We start from the raw sequence: 17143 nt of genomic DNA, 5'->3' as shown, positions 1-17143 counted from the left end.
CTACATCCGCACTCGTTCCGCCTTCGGATCGTACATCGGTTTAAGCGACGCCTCCGCCGCAAAGCGCTCGCCGGCGATCTCGATCTCGTAGGACGACGACAGGACATCCGCCTCGCTCTCGCCCTTGCAAGGCACGTAACCAAGCCCGATAGCGCCGCCGAGATGATGGCCGTAATTGCCCGAGGTAATCGGGCCGACGATCTTGCCGTCGCGCAGGATCGCCTCGTTGTGGAAGAGCAGCGGCTCGGTGTCGTTCAGGCGAAACTGCACCAGCCGGCGCGACAGGCCGGTTTCTTTCTTCTTCAGCACCGCATCGCGGCCGAGGAAGTCTCCCTTGGCCGTCTTCACGGCAAAGCCGAGGCCGGCCTCCAGCACATTGTCTTCGTCGGTGATGTCGTGGCCGAAATGCCTGAAGGCCTTTTCGATGCGGCAGGAATCCAATGTGTGCAGGCCGCATAGCTTCAGGCCGACGTCGGCGCCGGCTTCTTCTATCGCCTCGAAGACGTGGGCGGCCTGATCGGTCGAGACATAAAGCTCCCAGCCGAGCTCGCCGACATAGGTGACGCGGTGGGCGCGGGCCAGCCCCATGCCAATTTCGATCTCCTGAAACGTCCCGAACGGGTTGTTTTCGTTTGAAAAATCGTTGGGGCTCACCCTTTGAATCAGCTTTCTCGCATCCGGGCCCATCAGGCAGAGCACGGCTTCGGCAGCGGTCACATCGGTGATGACGACGAACTCGTCGGCGAGGTGTTTTCGCAGCCAGGCCAGATCGCGCTGCAGCGTCGCACCGGGCACGACGAGGAAGAAGGCTGTTTCAGACAGCCGCGAGGCGGTGAGGTCGCTCTCGATGCCACCGCGCTGGTTGAGCATCTGGGTATAAACGATCTTGCCCGGCGCCACATCCATGTCGTTGGCGCAGAGGCTTTGCAGGAAGGCGCAGGCGTCGCGGCCTTCGACGCGGATCTTGCCGAACGAGGTCATGTCGAACAGGCCGACGCCGTTCCTGACCGCCAGATGCTCCTCGCGCTGGTTGTCGAACCAGTTCTGCCGTTTCCAGGAATAGCGGTATTCGCGCTCCTGGCCGGGCCTAGCGAACCAGTTGGCGCGCTCCCAGCCGGCGACCTCGCCGAACACTGCACCGCGCGCTTTCAGATGCTCATGCAGCGGCGAGCGCCTTATGTTCCGCGAAGTCGCCATCTGCCGGTAGGGGAAATGATCGGCGTAGAGCAGGCCGAGCGTTTCGGAGACGCGCTCCTTGAGATAACGGCGGTTCTTCTGGAACGGCTGGGCGCGGCGGATGTCGACCTCCCAGAGATCGAAAGGCGCCTCGCCGTCATTGATCCATTGCGCCAGCGCCATGCCGGCGCCACCGGAGGAGACGATGCCGATCGAATTGTAGCCGGTCGCCATCCAGTAGCCGGAAAGCTCCGGCGCCTCGCCGAGATAGTAGCGATCGTCGGGCGTGAAGCTTTCGGGGCCGTTGAAGAAGGTGTGGATGCCGGCGGTGGCCAGCATCGGCATGCGGTTAACGCCCATTTCGAGGATCGGCTCGAAATGATCCATGTCCGAGGGCAACTGGTCGAAGCAGAAATCCTCGCTTATGCCGTTCATGCCCCACGGCTTGGCTACCGGTTCGAAAGCGCCGAGCATCATCTTGCCGGCATCTTCCTTGTAGTAAGCGCACTCGTCCGGGACGCGCAGCACCGGCAGGCGGGAAAGCCCGGCGATCGGTTCGGTGACGAGATAGAAATGTTCGCAGGCGTGCAACGGAATAGTGACGCCATTCTGGGCGCCAAGCTCGCGTGCCCACATGCCGGCGCAGTTGACGACGATGTCGGTATCGATCGTGCCTTGCTCGTCGCCCTGCGCCCAGGACACCCCGGTGACGCGGCCGGCCCTGGTATGGACCTTGGTCACCTTCACATTCTCGACGATCGTCGCACCGCGCTGGCGCGCGCCCTTGGCCAAGGCCATGGCGATGTTGGCGGGGTCGCACTGGCCGTCGAGCGGCAGATGCACGGCGCCGACCACATCGGATACATTTAGATGCGGGTACATCTGCTTGACTTCACCTGGCGAAATCTCGCGCACGTCGACATCGAAGGCGCGGGCGAGAGACGCCTGCCGATAGATCTCGTGCTTGCGCTCGTCGGTCAGCGCCACGGTGATCGAGCCGACCTGGCGCATGCCGGTGCCGACGTCGGTCTCGGCCTCGAGCTTGACGTAGAGGTCCGCCGAATATTTCGCCAGCCGCGTCATGTTCTGCGAGCCGCGCAATTGGCCAATCAGGCCGGCAGCGTGCCATGTCGTGCCTGACGTCAGCTGCTTGCGCTCGAGCAGCACGATATCGGTCCAGCCGAGTTTGGCCAGATGATAGGCGACCGAGCAACCGGAGACGCCGCCGCCGATGATGACCGCCCTTGCTTTGGGAGGAATGGCCTTGGTCGGAATGGCTTTGGTGGGCGGGGCGCTCATGCGGCCTCGCGGCGATAGCTGGATGCGAAGCGGCGCAGGCGTGTGGCAGCCTCCATCAGCACCGGCTCAGGCTGGCAGAGGCTGAAGCGGATGTGGCCTGCTGCGGCCGCGCCGAAGCTCGAGCCGGGCATAACGCCGACCTTCTCCTGGTCGAGGAAAGCCCAGGCGAATTTTTCGTCGTCTGGCTCGATCGCCGATATGTCGAGCATCACATACATGCCGCCTTCGGAGCCGCGCACGGTGACGTTGTTCATCCCGCGCATGGCATCGAGAACGACGGCGCGCCTCGCGGCATAGCGCTCGGCGATCTCCTCGACGCCGTAGCCGTTTTCGAGCGCCTCGGCGCAGGCGAGGCTGATGAAGGCTGGCAGGCCGTAGGTCATCACCAGATTGAGGTCGGTCAGCAGCGAGATCATCTCCTCGGGCCCGGTCAGCCAGCCCATGCGCCAGCCGGTCATGCCGTGGCTCTTGGACATCGAATTGATGACCAGCGTGCGTTCCGCCATGCCAGGCAGCGAGCGTGGTGAGACGTGCTCGCCGCCGCCCAGCGTCCAGTAGACCTCGTCCGACAGCAGCCAGAGGTCATGCTCGCGGCAGATCTGCGCCAGCTCTTCCAGGCGCTCGCGCGAATAGACGGCGCCCGTGGGATTGTTCGGCGTGTTGATCAGGATGGCGCGGGTGTTCGGCCGAAGGGCGGCGCGGATGTCGGCGGCGCGCGGCTGAAAGCTGTCTTCGGCGGGGGTCTCGACGACGCTGAACTCGGCGCCCGCCGCACTGAAGGTATTCGGATAGGTGGCGTAATAGGGCGCAACGACGATGGCATGGTCGCCCTGGTCGAGAACCGCTTGAATGGCCGCGTAAAGCGCGGCCTGCCCGCCCGGCGTGGCGATGACCTGGTCGGGGCTGGTCGCAACCCCGGTGCACCGCGTCGACGCCGCCGCCATCGCCTTGCGCAGGCGTGGAACGCCGGCAAGCGGGGTGTAGTGGTGATTGCTGGCGCGGACGGCCGTCACGCAGGCTTCGATCGTCTCGCCCGGCGTGTCAAAATCATGGTCGCCGACCGACAGCATGATGATGTCCTCGCCGGCCTGCTTGCGCGCCCAGGCAGCGGAATGAACCTCCCAGCCATCCTTGCCCAAAGGCACGATGCCGGAAATGCGCGATGATGGTCTGGGCATTACGCTACTCCCGAAATTTCGTAGCCGGCCTGTTCGAGCCGGTCGCGCAGCGCGGCGATGTGGGCCGGTCCGACTTCGCAGCAGCCGCCGACGATGCCGGCGCCAGCCTCGACCCAGCCGATCGCCTGGCCGGCATAGGCATCCGGATCGAGGTCGTGGCGGGCGTGCAGCACTTCCACGGTGCCGCCATGCTTGAGTGCCTCGACCGAAGTGAAGCCGTTGGCATAGGCGCCGACCGGCCCGCCGAGGGCGATCAGTTCGGGGAGCGCTGCAGCGATCGCCTCGGGCCGGCAGCAATTGATCAGCCGGGCCGCGACGGGCAGGCCGTCGAGAGCGCTTGCCGCCGCCGCAATGGCTTCGCCGCTGCGCAGGCGCGGCGCGCCGTGGTCGGCGAGCGTCCACGACACCCATACGGGCTTGCCGCTTTCCGATGCCGCGGTGACGGCGGCGCGCGCCTCTTCGGCCGACGCCATGGTTTCGCACAGAAACAGATCGACGCCGTCCGCCTGCTCGGCAACGATACGGCGATAGACGTCGAGCGTATCCTGGAAGGATATCGTCAGCGCTGGCGCATAGCTGCCGAACAGCGGCGACAGGCAGCCGGCGATCGCCGTGTCGCCGGCTTGGTCGCGCGCTTGCCTTGCCAGTTCGATGCCGCGCTTCTGCAGCGGCTTGAACAGCTCTTCCGCGCCTTCGCGCGCCAGCCGCTCCGGCGTTGCGGAATAAGTGTTGATGGTTATGACGCGGGCGCCGGCGCGGATAAATTCGGCATGCAGGTCGCGCACCAGATCCGGTTCGTCGATGAGCACCCTGGCCGACCACAGCGGCGTCGGCTCGGAGCTGCTGCGGCGGACCAGCTCTTGGCCCATGCCGCCATCGGTGAGGATCACTTTCTTCATGCTCTGAGCCTCTCGTTCTTTGGATCCCATAACGGCTCATCCTCCTGCACGACCGCCCGAAAACGTTCGCCGAAGATCTCGACCTCGACCGCCGTTCCCGGCCCGGTCAGGTCGGCGCGCAGCATGCCGAGCGCGATCGATTTGTCGATACGATGACCCCAGCCGCCGGACGTCGTCTCGCCGACGATCCGGCCGTCATGCCACAGCGTCGACATATAAGGCGCATCGCAGTCGCCGGGGTTTTCGACGACAAGCGTGACGAAGCGTTTCTTGACACCCTGCTGCTTCTCGTTCTGCAGCGCTGCCTTGCCGCGGAAGTCAGGCTTGTCCCATCTGACGAAGCGCTCCAGCCCGCCCTGCAGGATCGAATAGGCGGTCGACAGGTCGCCCTTCCAGGTGCGGTAACCTTTTTCGAGCCGCAGCGAATCCAGCGCGTACATGCCGAACGGTTTCAGGCCGTGCTTCTGGCCAGCTGCCCAGACGGTGTCGAAGATCGCTGCAGTATCATCGATCTTGCTGTGGATTTCCCAGCCGAGCTCGCCCGCGAAGGACACGCGCACCAGCTTTGCCCAACGTCCGGCGATACTGGTCTCCTGATGCGTCAGCCAGGGCAGGGTGAGGTCGGCCGCGCAGAGTTCGGCCAGGATTTTTCGCGAGTTGGGGCCGGCGAGGATCTGGGTAGAGTATTCCTCCGTCCTGTCGATCAGCTTGAATGTGGCGTCCTTCGGAATGCGCGATTTCAGCCATTCGAGATCATGCCACTGAGCCACAGCGGCGGTGATCAGCGTCATCAGGTTCTCGTCGTGGCGGACCACCGACATCTCGGTGACGATGCGGCCCTTGTCGTCGGCAAAATAGACGAGGCCGATGCGGCCGGGTTTCGGCACCAGGCCTGTGACCTGGAGGCTGAGCCATTCGGCCGCACCTGGACCATCGAGATTGAAACGGGAAAAGCCCGGCAGGTCCAGAATGCCGGCGGCATCGCGGACGGCGAGGCATTCTTGGCGCACACGATGCTGCCACGGCCCGTCGCGGCGGAAAGTCAGCGTGGCTTCTTCGGAGACGTCGTCACCGGGCTGCGCATACCAGGTGGCGCGTTCCCAGCCATTATAGGCATCGAACTGGGCGCCGAGTGCCTTGATGCGGCCGTGGAGCGGCGACAGCTTGCAGTCGCGTCCGGCCGGCCAGGCATGGCGCGGGAACTGGATGGCGTATTCGTTGCCGTAGATTTCCATGCCCTTGGCAATATAATAATCCGGAGCCGAGGCGAAGGCGGTGAAACGGCGCGGATCGCAGGACCACATATCCCATTCGGTCTGGCCCTCGGTCACCCATTCGGCCAGCACCTTGCCGGCGCCGCCGCCCTGGGCGATGCCGAAGGTGAAGACGCAGGCCTCGAAGGCGTTGGGCACGCCGGGCATCGGCCCGATCAGCGGGTTGCCGTCCGGCGCGTAGGGGATCGGCCCGTTGATGACCTTGGATAGGCCGGCGGTGCCGAGGATCGGCACGCGGGCGACAGCATCGGCCAGGTAATCTTCCAGCCGATCGAGATCGTCGGGAAACAGCTGGAACGAAAAGTCGTCGGGCATCGGGTCGTTGTGGCCGACCCAGTGGGCGCGGCAATTGCGCTCATAAGGGCCGAGATTCATGCCGTTCTTTTCCTGGCGCAGATAATAGGACGTATCGACGTCGCGCAGCAGCGGCAGCTTCTTGCCCTGTTCCTTCGACCACGCCGCCAGTTCGGGGATCTCCTCGAACAGGATATATTGATGGCTCATCACCATCATCGGCACCTCGCGGCCGAACATCCTGCCGATCTCGGCGGCGCGGTATCCGGCGGCGTTGACGACGATCTCGCAGCGGATCTCGCCTTGCGCCGTCTCGACCACCCACTCGTCGTTTTCTCGGCGCACGCCGGTGACCGGGCAGAAGCGGATGATCTTCGCGCCCATGTCGCGGGCACCTTTAGCCAGCGCCTGGGTCAATTGCGCCGGGTCGATGTCGCCGTCATTCGGATCGTAGAGCGCGCCTTTCAGCTCATGCGTCTCGATGAAGGGGTAACGACGCTTGATCTCGTCGAGCCCGACGACATCGATGTCCATGCCCTGGTAGCGGCCCATGCCCTTGGCGCGCTGGAATTCCTGCATGCGCTCCGCGCTATGGGCTAGCCTGAGCGAGCCGGTGACGTGGTAGTTCATTGGATAGCCGACCTCGTCGCCCAGCCGGCGATAGAGTTCGGTCGAATATCGCTGCATGTTCATCAGCGACCATGACGAGGAGAAAGTCGGCACGTTGCCGGCGGCATGCCAGGTCGAGCCGGAAGTCAGCTCGTTCTTCTCCAGAAGCACGCAGTCGATCCAGCCCGCTTTGGCGAGATGATAGAGCGAGGAGGCGCCGACGACACCGCCTCCGATGATCACAACGCGTGCCGTGGTCGGCAAACCGGCCATGTTCTTCTCCGACTATTTGTTTTGATGCATGTCGTTGTCCCAAACCGCTACGCACTTTTGGGCGACATGCATTCGTTCAGTAGACAGGCGGCGAAACCACCCAGATGACGACAGCCGGCTCGGCTCCAGGATTGCGCCAGCGGAACGGCTTGCCGTCGAAGCGGAAGGAGTCGCCTTCGCCAAGCCGGTGCCAGACGCCAGCAATTTCGATGTCGAAGCTGCCGGAAGCGACGTAGCCGGCTTCCTCGGTCGGCCGGCGCGCCTCGGTCTTCAGCTCGGCACCCGGGGCGAAGGCCGAACGCAGCATCTCGAAGCTACCGCCGAGATCTGGCGACAGCAGCTCCTCCACCAGGCCAGAATCGCTTGTGCCAAGCACGCGTCGGCTGCCGGCGCGCACGACCACGCCGCGCTCGGTCTCGACAGGCACGTCATGGCTGAAGAACAGGCTGACCGGCACGCCGAACAATTCGGCGAAGGCTCTGAGGTCGCCGAGCGACGGGATCGACAGGCCGCGCTCGACCTGGCTGACCCAGCCGACGGAGCGGCCGAGCTTGAGGCCGGTCTCGGCAAGCGTCAGTCCGCGCGCCTTGCGCAAGGCGCGGATGTCGCCGGCCAGCAGCCGTTCGCCACTGTCTTGTTCCGATCTGGTCGCGGTTGAGGGCAAAGCTGTCCCTGTTTCGGTGAAAAATTCCCAGCAAATTTCATGTGACGGCACGTTTGTGAAAAAATCAAGAGGATTTTCATGCGCCTACAAGATTTACTTGCGCCATTTTGACGGTTCGGGCAAAGGCTCGGCGCACGAGCGGCGAGTGGGGCGTCCGGTCGAGGCGGATAGGCTTATCGGGCGTTCAAAAAGACGCGCAAGGATGCTCCATCACTTCTAGTCGGCGCATGATCCTTCCGGAGAATCGGGTTCGGGATCATACGCAAAGGGACGGCCATGCTGGAAAATAACTCCCGGATTGCGGCGGCGATCGTCGATGACGCGATCACCTCGCGCCGATCGGTACGCGCCTTCTTGCCCGATATGATCGACGACGAGACCATCCGCGATATTCTCGCCGTTGCCGCGCGCGCGCCCTCAGGCACCAACATGCAGCCCTGGAAGGTCTATGTGACCAAGGGCGAGGTCAAGCAGCGCATCAGCGATGCCATCCTCAGCTCGGGCATCCGTGCCGAAAAGGCGGAATGGGACGAATATCGCTATTATCCCGACCAGTTCTTCGAACCCTATCTGACGCGGCGGCGGGCCAACGGCTTCGGTCTCTACGGCGTGCTCGGCATCGGCCGGCGCGAGGTCGACAGGATGCGCGCGCAGCACGACCGCAACTTCATCTTCTTCGATGCGCCGGTCGGCATGATCTTCACCGTCGACCGGCGGCTGAACAAAGGGTCGTGGATCGACTACGGCATGTTCCTCCAAAACATCATGGTCGCGGCGCGGGGCAGGGGCCTGCACACCTGTCCGCAAGCTGCCTTCGCGCCCTATCACCGGCAGATCAGGCCGGTGCTCAACATTCCCGACGAGGAGATCGTCGTCTGCGGCATGGCGCTCGGCTATGAGGACACGTCCAAGCCCGAAAACGCATTCCGCACCGACCGCGCGCCGCTGGAAGAGTGGGTGACGTTCGCCAGCTAACGTGGCGACGCGCCGCCTGAGTTATTGCACGTCGTAGCCGACTTCCTCGCTGGCGTGGCAGAGTGCCTTCCAGAACGAGCGTGCGAACGAGCGGAACACATAGATATCGAACTGATCGGCCGCGGTGCGCTGGATCTGCGCGAAGACGTCGTGATGCATGGTCGAGCGGCCGGCGCCGATCGGGAAGGCCGGCAGCGCGAAGTCGATGGCGAAGAACTTCGCCAGCACCCACTCGGCCTTCGGCCCGGCGATACGGATCGCGGTGCGGCCGTGCGAAAGGTCGGTGACCGTACCGATGGCCGGAGTGACGACATCGGCAAAGGCCGTCGCCAATCCCTCGGCTTCATCGACAACCGTAAATTTTCCCGGCGCAAAGCCGAACACCGACCTGGCGCCGTTCGTCACACCGCCGCCGGCGCCGTCGGGCAAAGTCAGGCCGGTGGCCGTATGGATGCCGGCCATCAACGTCTTCTCCTCGCCGGGCCAGGCGGCGAGCTGCAGAATCGACCCCGGCCTGGTTTCGGAGAGGATGATTTCGACGCCGTGCTCGAAATCGCCATGCGAGCCCCGATGCAGCACCGGCTCAAGCGGTGATTGGCGTTCAACCATGCATGCGGCTCCCGTCCGGATCGAAGAAATGGTTGGAGACGATCTCGACCGGCCCGAACCGGTTGCGCAACGGGTCGGAAACGTAGGCACGCGAGCCGCGCCGCGCCTTGCCGCCCTTGACCAGGGCCAGCGCGATATATTTGCCGAGCGCCGGCGAATAGCAGCAGGCGGTGATGTGGCCAAGCGAGCCGTGGGGATTGGCTTCGTCAAGCTGCTCGACGATGTGTGCGCCCCCATTGAGCGGCTGGTTGTCGAGCGAAACTATACCGACGAGTTCCAGGCGGTCCGGTGCGATCAGCCCCTCGCGATCCATCATCGCCGAGCCGATGAACGGCTTCTTCTTCGACAGCATCCAGTCGAGATGCAGGTCGCGTGCCGTGGTACGGCCGTCGATCTCGGCACCGGTGACGTGGCCTTTCTCGATACGCATGGTGCCCAGCGCCTCCAGCCCGTAGGTCACCAGCCCGAACGGCTTGCCGGCTTCGATGAGCGCCTCCCAGACATGGGTGCCGTAACCGCCGCCGGAATAGACCTCGAAGGCCATTTCGCCGGAGAAGGACAGCCGGCAGATCATCACCGGCACGCCGGCGATTTCGCCGTGGACGATGCCCATGAAGGGCAGTGCGGCATTGTCGACGGCGGTGCCGCTGACGCAACCAGCCAATATCTGCCTTGCCTTCGGCCCGCCGATGGCGGCACCGGCCCATTGATCGGTCACCGAGGTGACGTGGACCTTCAGCTCCGGCCAGATCACGTCGAGGAAATACTCCAGATGCTGCATCACCTTGCCGGCATTGGCGGTGGTGGTGGTCATCAGGAAATCCTGCTCGCCGAGCCGCCATGTTGTGCCGTCGTCGAAGGCGAGACCGTCCTCGCGCAGCATCAGCCCGTAGCGCGCCTTGCCGACGGCCAGCGTCGAAAACATGTTGGTGTAGACGCGGTCAAGGAATTCCGCCGCGTCCGGGCCTTGCACGGCGATCTTGCCCAGTGTCGAGACGTCGACCATGCCGGCGCTCTCGCGCGTGGCTCTCGCCTCGCGCACATAGGCCTGCTCGATCGTCTCGCCGGGGTGGCCGTAGATCATCGGCCGGTACCAGAGGCCGGCCGAATACATGGTCGCGCCGTTGGCGACGTGCCAGTCATGCATCGGCGTCAGTCGCTCGGGTTTCAGATCGCCGAAGCGTTCGGCGGCAAGCGAGCCGATCGATACCGCCGCAAAGGGCGGGCGAAAGCGTGTCGTGCCGACCTGCGGGATCGGCTTGCCCAGCGCCTCGGCCATGATGGCGAGGCCTGGTATGTTGGAACTCTTGCCCTGATCGGTCGCCATGCCGAGCGTGGTGTAGCGCTTCAGATGTTCGACCGAGACGAAGCCTTCCCGATGCGCCAGCCGCACGTCGTCGGCCGTCACATCATGCTGGAAATCGACGAAGCTCTTTCCACTGGCCCTGATCTCGAACACCGGCGCCGGATCGGGATCGCCGGGAGCGGCTTCGACAACCGGCAAGGCCGCCGGCGTGCCGGTTCCGCCCGTCGCGGAAAAACCGGCGGCGCGACCTTCGGCGATCGCCTCGGCGGTGGAGAAACTGCCGGTGAAGGCGCCGGCGCCGATCCATTGCCGTGTTGCAGGTTTCGGCGGCAGGAACGCTTGCAACGTTTCGTTCCATTCCGCCTTGGCGCCGGCCTGGCTGGCCAGATGGATGGTCGGCGACCAGCCGCCTGACATCAGCAGGCAATCGGCGTGAATGCTGCGCGCATCGCCGGAAAGCGCGCCACTCGCCATATCGAAGCGCTGCACCTTGAAGCCGGACAGCGCCTTGCCGCCCTCGGTGGCGATCACCGCGTGGCCAGAAAAGATCTCGGCCTCGGTTTCGCCGGCCAGCTTGCGCATCTCGCTCGAAAGCTCAGGGCGTACGTCGACGATGGCGACGACCACGGCGCCGGCCTTCTTCAGCGCCAGGGCCGCGCGATAGGCGCTGTCATTGTTGGTGAACAGCCCGATCCTGTCGCCGGGCAGCACGCCATATTCAGTGGCAAAACGCTCGGCCGCATGCGCCAGCATCACGCCTGGTCGATCATTGCCCGGAAAGACCAGCGGACGCTCCAGGGAGCCGGTGGCCAGCACCACCGACTTGGCGCGGATTGTCCAGTAGCGATGGCGGGGTTCGCCCTTGCCGGGCGTTTCCTTGTGGTCGGTGACGCGTTCGAGCGCAGCAAGCGTGTTGCCGTCATAATAGCCCCAGACCGTGGTGCGCGGCAGCAGGCGGACATTGTCACGGCCTTCGAGCTGGCCAGCGGCGCGCCCCGCCCAGTCGGCGGCCGGCATGCCATCGATCGTCTCGCCCGACCAATTGGCCGAGCCGCCGAAATGCGGCTCGAGCTCGGCCAGGATGACGCGTGCACCCTGATCGGAAGCAGCCCTGGCGGCCATCAGCCCGGCCGGGCCGGAGCCGACTACCAACACATCGCAAAACGCATTCATGCGTTCGTAGCGCGCCGTATCGTGAGCCGTGCCTGCCTTGCCCAGGCCGGCGGCACGGCGGATGAAATGCTCACAGAACATCCAGAAGCGCGTGCCCTTCAGCGGACCGATCACCGGTCCCATGAAGGTCTTGTAGTAGAAGCCGGCCGACAAAAGCTTGCCGCCGAGCTGGTTCACGGCACTGACGTCCCAGGCAAGTGAGGGGAAACGGTTCTGGCTGATTGCGGTCAGCCCGTCATAGATCTCGACCATGGTGGCGGGAATGTTCGGCTCGCGAACCTCGCCCCTCAACACGGTGACCAGCGCGTTAGGCTCCTCGACGCCGGCGGTCAGCACGCCGCGGGGACGGTGATATTTGAACGAACGCCCGAACAGGGTGACGCCGTTGGCCAGCAGCGCCGAAGCCAGCGTGTCGCCGGCGTGGCCGGTATAGGGCGCGCCGTCGAAGGTGAAACGGATGGTCCGCAGCCGGTCTATGAGGCCGCCGGCCTCGGTACGGCGCGGGCTCATGGCTTGTCCTCGGCCCGGTGCCGCGCAACCGAATTGTGATCGCCGCGCGCGAACGCGGTGCTGGAAATCTCGTGCGTCAGCGTGTTGCGCACGACCCTGAGATGGGCGCGGCAGCCGCCGGAATGCTGCCAGATCTCATTGTGGTCACCGGCCGGGTTCAGCCGGTCGTAGACATAGGCGTTCCAGGCGTCGAGATTCTGCGAGGCCGGCTGTGGGCGCTGGCGATTGCCGTCGCCATGATAGGTGAATTCGATCACGTCGCGCGGGCCGCAATAGGGGCAGGTGATGAGCATGGATCTCTTAAACTTCTCGTTTGACCACGATCTTGTCCGAAAACCGGTTTCCACTTTTCGCTGACGCGGACCTGCGGTTCGGGATCATGGCCTAATGCAGCCGGGGCGTGGCGCCCTGGCCCTTGTCGTCGATCACCAGGCCACGATAGAAGCGGTCGAGCGTGAAGGCCGCGTTGAGATCGTGTGGCTCGTCCTTGGCAATGGTCCAGGCAAAGCACCAGCCGGAAGCCGGCGTCGCCTTGAAGCCGCCATAGCACCAGCCGCAGTTGAGATACATGCCCGGCAGCGGACCGGTGGTGATGATTGGCGAGCCGTCCATAGACATGTCGCAGACGCCGCCCCATGAGCGCAGCATGCGGACACGGGCCAGCCCAGGGAACAGCGCCAGCATCTCGCTCATCACCTCATCGACGATCGGCAGGCTGCCGCGTTGGGCGTAGCTGTTGTAGCCGTCGAGATCGCCGCCATAGACAAGGCCGCCCTTGTCCGATTGCGACATGTAAAAATGGCCCATGCCGAAGGTGAGGACCGTATCGATGAACGGCTTTAGCGATTCCGTGACGAAGGCCTGCAGCACGTGGCTCTCGATCGGCATCGTCTCGATCCCGGCGAGCCGCATGACTTGCCCGGTGCTGCCGGCCACTGCGACGGCTACCTTCTTGGCGCGGATTTCGCCGCGCGTCGTCGTGACGCCGGTGATACGGTCGCCGTCGCGCAGGAAGCCGGTGACCTCGCAGTTTTCGATGATGTCGACGCCGCGGCGATCTGCGCCGCGCGCATAGCCCCAGGCGACGGCGTCGTGGCGGGCGGTGCCGGCGCGCCGCTGCATCAGGCCGCCGACAATCGGGAAGCGCGCGGTGGCCGAGACGTCCAATGCCGGTACCAGGCGGGCGATCTCCGCCGTAGTCATCAGTTCGGCGTCGACGCCGAGATGGCGCATGGCGTTGCCGCGCCGGGCATAGTCGTCGAGCTGGGCAGGTGTGTGGGCGAGGTTCAGGCAGCCGCGCTGCGAGAACATGACGTTGTAGTTGAGGTCGTGGGCCAGGTTCTCCCACAGCTTCATCGAATGCTCGTAAAAGCGCGTGTTGGCCGGCAGGAGATAATTGGAACGGACCGCCGTGGTGTTGCGGCCGACATTGCCGGAGCCGAGCCAGCCCTTCTCCAGCACCGCGACATTGGTGATGCCGTGCTCCTTGGCTAGGTAGTAAGCGGTCGACAGGCCATGGCCGCCGCCGCCGATGACGATCACGTCGTAGGACGCCTTCGGGTCGGGCTTGCGCCAGGCCGGCCTCCAATCCTTGTTTCCGGTCAGCGCGTTTTTGAGAAGCGAAAAGGCCGAATATTCCGCCATTCTTATTGTCATCCATTTCAGGCTTGGCGGCAGACTATAGAGCAGGTGGCCAACGCAAAGCCAAGATTGCGCCATCGCTTTTCGACTCCCCGACTTCGATTGACCGACTTCGATTGGCCGACTTCGAAAAACGAGACGCTGCGGTGACTTGCCCCGTGATATGAGCCTCTTTATCAAGGACGTGCTTCAAAACTGCCGATGCCGCCCGCGAGTCACCAGAAAAAACATGTTCTTTCGTCTACTCCGCCTGGTCTTGATTCTTGCGCTTTTCGTCTCGGCGCCGCCGTCGTTCGTTGCAATGGCGCAGGCACTCGGGCAGGGCGCCGCCGGGTTGATCGCAGACCAGCAGAAGGTCATCCAGAGTCTGACGGCCAAAACCGACGGTCTCGAGAAGAAGATACAGCAGGACGGCCAAGACGATGCCACCCTGGTGGAAATCCGTCTGCAATTGGAGGATCTGTCGCGGGCGGCGCTCACCAGCGCGCTAGCGTTCCGCTCGCGTCTCGGCGATATCAACGATCGGATTGAGGTGCTGGGACCTCCGCCGGCCGCGGGCCAGCCGGCCGAGCCAGACATCGTAACCGGTGAACGCCAGGCCTTGGCTTCCGAAAAAGCCGAGATCAACGCCGTTATTGCCAGCGCGCAGAATCTGTCGATCCGCATCAGTGGGCTGATCGAGAAGATCGGCAACATGCGCAGCGAGCTGTTCCGCAATGTGCTTACCAAGCGCTACGTGCTGTCCGATGCGCTTAGCCCCGAAGTCTTTTCCGACGCCAACGCTGAGTTTTCCGGCTTCTATAAGGCGGTCTCGTCCTGGCTGAGCTTCGCCTTCAAGTTCAAGTTCCAGGCCATTCTTGCCGCGACTTTGATGGCGCTCGCATTCGCTGCAGTGCTTTTTATCGGCGGCCGACGCCTGTTCGGCCGCGTCTTCGAAGCGGATCCCTCCGTCGAGGACCCCTCCTATCTCAGCCGGCTGTCGGTGGCGTTCTGGTCGACATTGCTGCCGACGCTGGCGGTCGGCGCCTTCCTTGTCTCGACGATCTTCTTCTTCAATTATTACAACGTTTTACGCGGTGACATCGGCATCTTCCTGAATTCGCTGGTTGCCGTTGTCGCGGTGGTGTTCTGCGTCAACCGCCTGACCAACGCAGCGCTCGAGCCCCGACTGCCGAACTGGCGTCTGATCCCGGTCGAAACCGGCCCGGCGCGCTGGCTGGTGCGGCTGACGACCGCTATGGCCGTCGCCATCGGCATCAACTATTTCCTGTCGGTCGTGAACGACAAGATGGGCTCGCCACTGTCGCTGACCATCGCCAGAAGCTTCATCGCCACCATCATCGTCGGCATCATCCTGATCCTGATGGGCTTGTTGAAGCCGTTCAAGGCTCCCGACGGAAGCTGGCGCCCCTGGCCGGCGTGGCTGCGCTACACCGCCATCGCGCTAGGCCTATTCACCATCGCATCGGCACTGCTTGGCTATATCGGCCTTGCAATTTTCGTCTCGCTGCAGGTCGTAGTCACCGGCACGATCCTGGTCACCGCCTATATCGGTTTCCTGTCGGCGCGGGCGATCGGCGAGGAAGGCGGGTTCGCCAAAACTTCGATCGGGCGCTGGCTAGCGGCCAATTCAAGCTACGAAGAGACCGCCCTCGACCAGCTCGGGCTTGTCGTCAGCGCCGCCATCAACATCATGATTGTGCTGGTGTTCCTGCCGCTGATCCTGTTGATGTGGGGTTTCCAGCCCGGCGACATCCAGGCCTGGGCCTACAAGCTGGCGACCGGCCTCACCATCGGTTCGGTGACGATCTCGGTCACCGGCATTCTCACCGGCGTTGTCGTCTTCATTATCGGCTATTTCCTGACGCGCTGGTTCCAGGGCTGGCTCGACGGCTCGGTGATGGCGCGCGGCCGGGTCGACACCGGCGTGCGCAATTCGATCCGGCTGGCGGTCGGTTATGCCGGCGTCGCGGTCGCGGCACTGGTCGGCATCTCGGCGGCCGGTATCGACCTCTCCAATCTCGCGCTGGTCGCCGGCGCCCTGTCCCTCGGCATCGGTTTCGGCCTGCAGAATGTCGTCTCGAATTTCGTGTCGGGCCTGATCCTGCTGGCCGAGCGGCCGTTCAAGGTCGGCGACTGGATCGTCGCCGGCGACATCAGCGGCACAGTCAAGAAGATCAGCGTGCGCGCCACCGAGATCGAAACGTTCCAACGGCAATCGGTGATCCTGCCCAATTCAAACCTGATCAACAATGCGGTCGGCAACTGGACGCACCGCAACAAGCTCGGCCGCATCGACATCAAGGTCGGCGTTGCCTATGGCAGCGACGTCAAGCACGTGCATGGCGTCCTGTTGGAGATCGCACGCAGCCATCCGCTGGTGCTGAAGAACCCGGAACCCTTTGTGTTGTTTTCCAATTTCGGCCCGGCCGCGCTCGAATTCGAGATCCGCGTGTTCCTGGCAGACGTTCTTAGTGGCAATATCGTCCAGAACGACATCCGCTTTGCCATCTTGGATGTGTTCGCCGACCAGCATATCGAAATTCCGTCGACACCGCGCGCCGTCGTCGAGACCAAAAAGCACGAGGCGTGGCCGATCGACGACGACAAGATCGAAGTCGAATTCGCCGAACGGGAACAAGCAAAAGCTCTAGCGGCGGTCGAGGCGAAACGTCTCGCCAAGTCGGGACGCAAGGTACGCAAGCCAGATCCTGACTAGCAGCGTGCCTTCAAGTCTTCGGAAATCAATTGCGGCATGAATGCGGCATTCAGTTGCTGTTCAGCTTGCATTGCATATAAGCTCACCTGCAAACGGCGAGAATGCCTTGCGAAATGCAACAGAGGCGGTGGCAACACCGATACTGCAAAATGTGGAAGTCTCTCGTCGCCGCCATCGCTTTTCTGGCCGTGGGCGGTTCGGCCCATGCCGCCAGCGCGGTCAACAAGGACGCCGAGACCCGCACGCTGATCGTGACGGAAGGCGGCGGCAAGACCGAGCTGGCGCTGGCCGCCGGCGAAACCGTGGAATTTTGCCCGAGCGGCTGTTTTGTTACCTTGCCGAATGGCGACCTCGAGGCGCTGACGGGTTCGGAAACCGTCGAGATCTCGGGCGGCGTCGCGCGCATCAAGTAAAGTCGACGCCATGATTTTTGAAGGCCGGGCAAACGCCCGGCCTTTTATTTACTTCCAGTAATCGGCGATGAAGGTATTCAATTTTCTTCGAAGCTGCGCAGAACGGGCTCTAGCAGCGCTTTCGTACCGAG

At 63.7% G+C, this 17143-nt stretch carries 12 protein-coding genes; 3 read left to right on the top strand and 9 right to left on the bottom strand.

What is annotated here, in order from left to right; all coding sequences use genetic code 11:
* The 5 genes from NKJ35_RS11210 to NKJ35_RS11190 form a co-directional block, all read right to left on the bottom strand.
* Nucleotides 1-2475, bottom strand: a complete 2475-nt coding sequence (locus NKJ35_RS11210; RefSeq protein WP_352646956.1) for a GcvT family protein — start codon at nucleotides 2473-2475, stop codon at nucleotides 1-3.
* Nucleotides 2472-3653, bottom strand: coding sequence for a pyridoxal phosphate-dependent aminotransferase (locus tag NKJ35_RS11205; RefSeq protein ID WP_352646954.1), 1182 nt, complete (start codon nucleotides 3651-3653; stop codon nucleotides 2472-2474). Before NKJ35_RS11205 ends, NKJ35_RS11210 begins: the two co-directional genes overlap by 4 nt.
* Entirely contained in the window at nucleotides 3653-4552 is a 900-nt protein-coding gene (locus tag NKJ35_RS11200; protein WP_352646952.1) for a homocysteine S-methyltransferase family protein, read from the bottom strand. Before NKJ35_RS11200 ends, NKJ35_RS11205 begins: the two co-directional genes overlap by 1 nt.
* Nucleotides 4549-7002 (bottom strand): GcvT family protein, encoded by a 2454-nt coding sequence (locus NKJ35_RS11195; protein WP_352646950.1) that lies wholly within the window; start codon nucleotides 7000-7002, stop codon nucleotides 4549-4551. Before NKJ35_RS11195 ends, NKJ35_RS11200 begins: the two co-directional genes overlap by 4 nt.
* A 76-nt stretch (nucleotides 7003-7078) precedes the next feature.
* Complete coding sequence (locus NKJ35_RS11190; RefSeq protein WP_352646948.1) at nucleotides 7079-7666, bottom strand: helix-turn-helix domain-containing protein; 588 nt, start codon at nucleotides 7664-7666, stop codon at nucleotides 7079-7081.
* A 276-nt stretch (nucleotides 7667-7942) separates the two neighbouring features.
* Here NKJ35_RS11190 and NKJ35_RS11185 point away from each other — a divergent pair, with 276 nt between their 5' ends.
* On the top strand, nucleotides 7943-8641 hold the full coding sequence (locus NKJ35_RS11185; protein WP_352646946.1) for a nitroreductase: 699 nt from the start codon (nucleotides 7943-7945) through the stop codon (nucleotides 8639-8641).
* A 21-nt stretch (nucleotides 8642-8662) separates the two neighbouring features.
* Here the strand turns inward: NKJ35_RS11185 and NKJ35_RS11180 are convergent, their stop codons facing one another.
* From NKJ35_RS11180 to NKJ35_RS11165, 4 genes are all read right to left on the bottom strand, one after another.
* Nucleotides 8663-9250 carry a sarcosine oxidase subunit gamma gene (locus NKJ35_RS11180; RefSeq protein WP_352646944.1) on the bottom strand — a complete coding sequence of 196 codons (588 nt, stop codon included), beginning with the start codon at nucleotides 9248-9250 and terminating at the stop codon, nucleotides 8663-8665.
* Nucleotides 9243-12239, bottom strand: a complete 2997-nt coding sequence (locus tag NKJ35_RS11175) for a sarcosine oxidase subunit alpha (RefSeq protein ID WP_352646942.1) — start codon at nucleotides 12237-12239, stop codon at nucleotides 9243-9245. The genes NKJ35_RS11180 and NKJ35_RS11175 overlap by 8 nt, the downstream gene beginning before the upstream one ends.
* The gene (locus NKJ35_RS11170) at nucleotides 12236-12532 is read right to left on the bottom strand and encodes a sarcosine oxidase subunit delta (protein WP_352646940.1); all 297 of its coding nucleotides are present in this window, start codon (nucleotides 12530-12532) and stop codon (nucleotides 12236-12238) included. Before NKJ35_RS11170 ends, NKJ35_RS11175 begins: the two co-directional genes overlap by 4 nt.
* A gap of 91 nt (nucleotides 12533-12623) precedes the next feature.
* On the bottom strand, nucleotides 12624-13883 hold the full coding sequence (locus NKJ35_RS11165; protein WP_352646938.1) for a sarcosine oxidase subunit beta: 1260 nt from the start codon (nucleotides 13881-13883) through the stop codon (nucleotides 12624-12626).
* Nucleotides 13884-14109: 226 nt separating this feature from the next.
* Between NKJ35_RS11165 and NKJ35_RS11160 the strand changes: the two genes are divergently transcribed.
* Together NKJ35_RS11160 and NKJ35_RS11155 are read left to right on the top strand one after the other, a co-directional pair.
* A complete protein-coding gene (locus NKJ35_RS11160; RefSeq protein WP_352646936.1) occupies nucleotides 14110-16599 on the top strand; it encodes a mechanosensitive ion channel family protein in 2490 nt (829 codons plus the stop codon).
* Between the two features lie 149 nt (nucleotides 16600-16748).
* Nucleotides 16749-17012 (top strand): hypothetical protein, encoded by a 264-nt coding sequence (locus tag NKJ35_RS11155; protein WP_254818157.1) that lies wholly within the window; start codon nucleotides 16749-16751, stop codon nucleotides 17010-17012.
* Nucleotides 17013-17143 lie beyond the last annotated feature (131 nt).

It is taken from the genome of Mesorhizobium sp. M0136, assembly GCF_040322515.1.
GTDB lineage: Bacteria > Pseudomonadota > Alphaproteobacteria > Rhizobiales > Rhizobiaceae > Mesorhizobium.
Note: the sequence above shows the minus strand (reverse complement) of the source record. Positions and strands in the feature narration are given on the sequence as shown.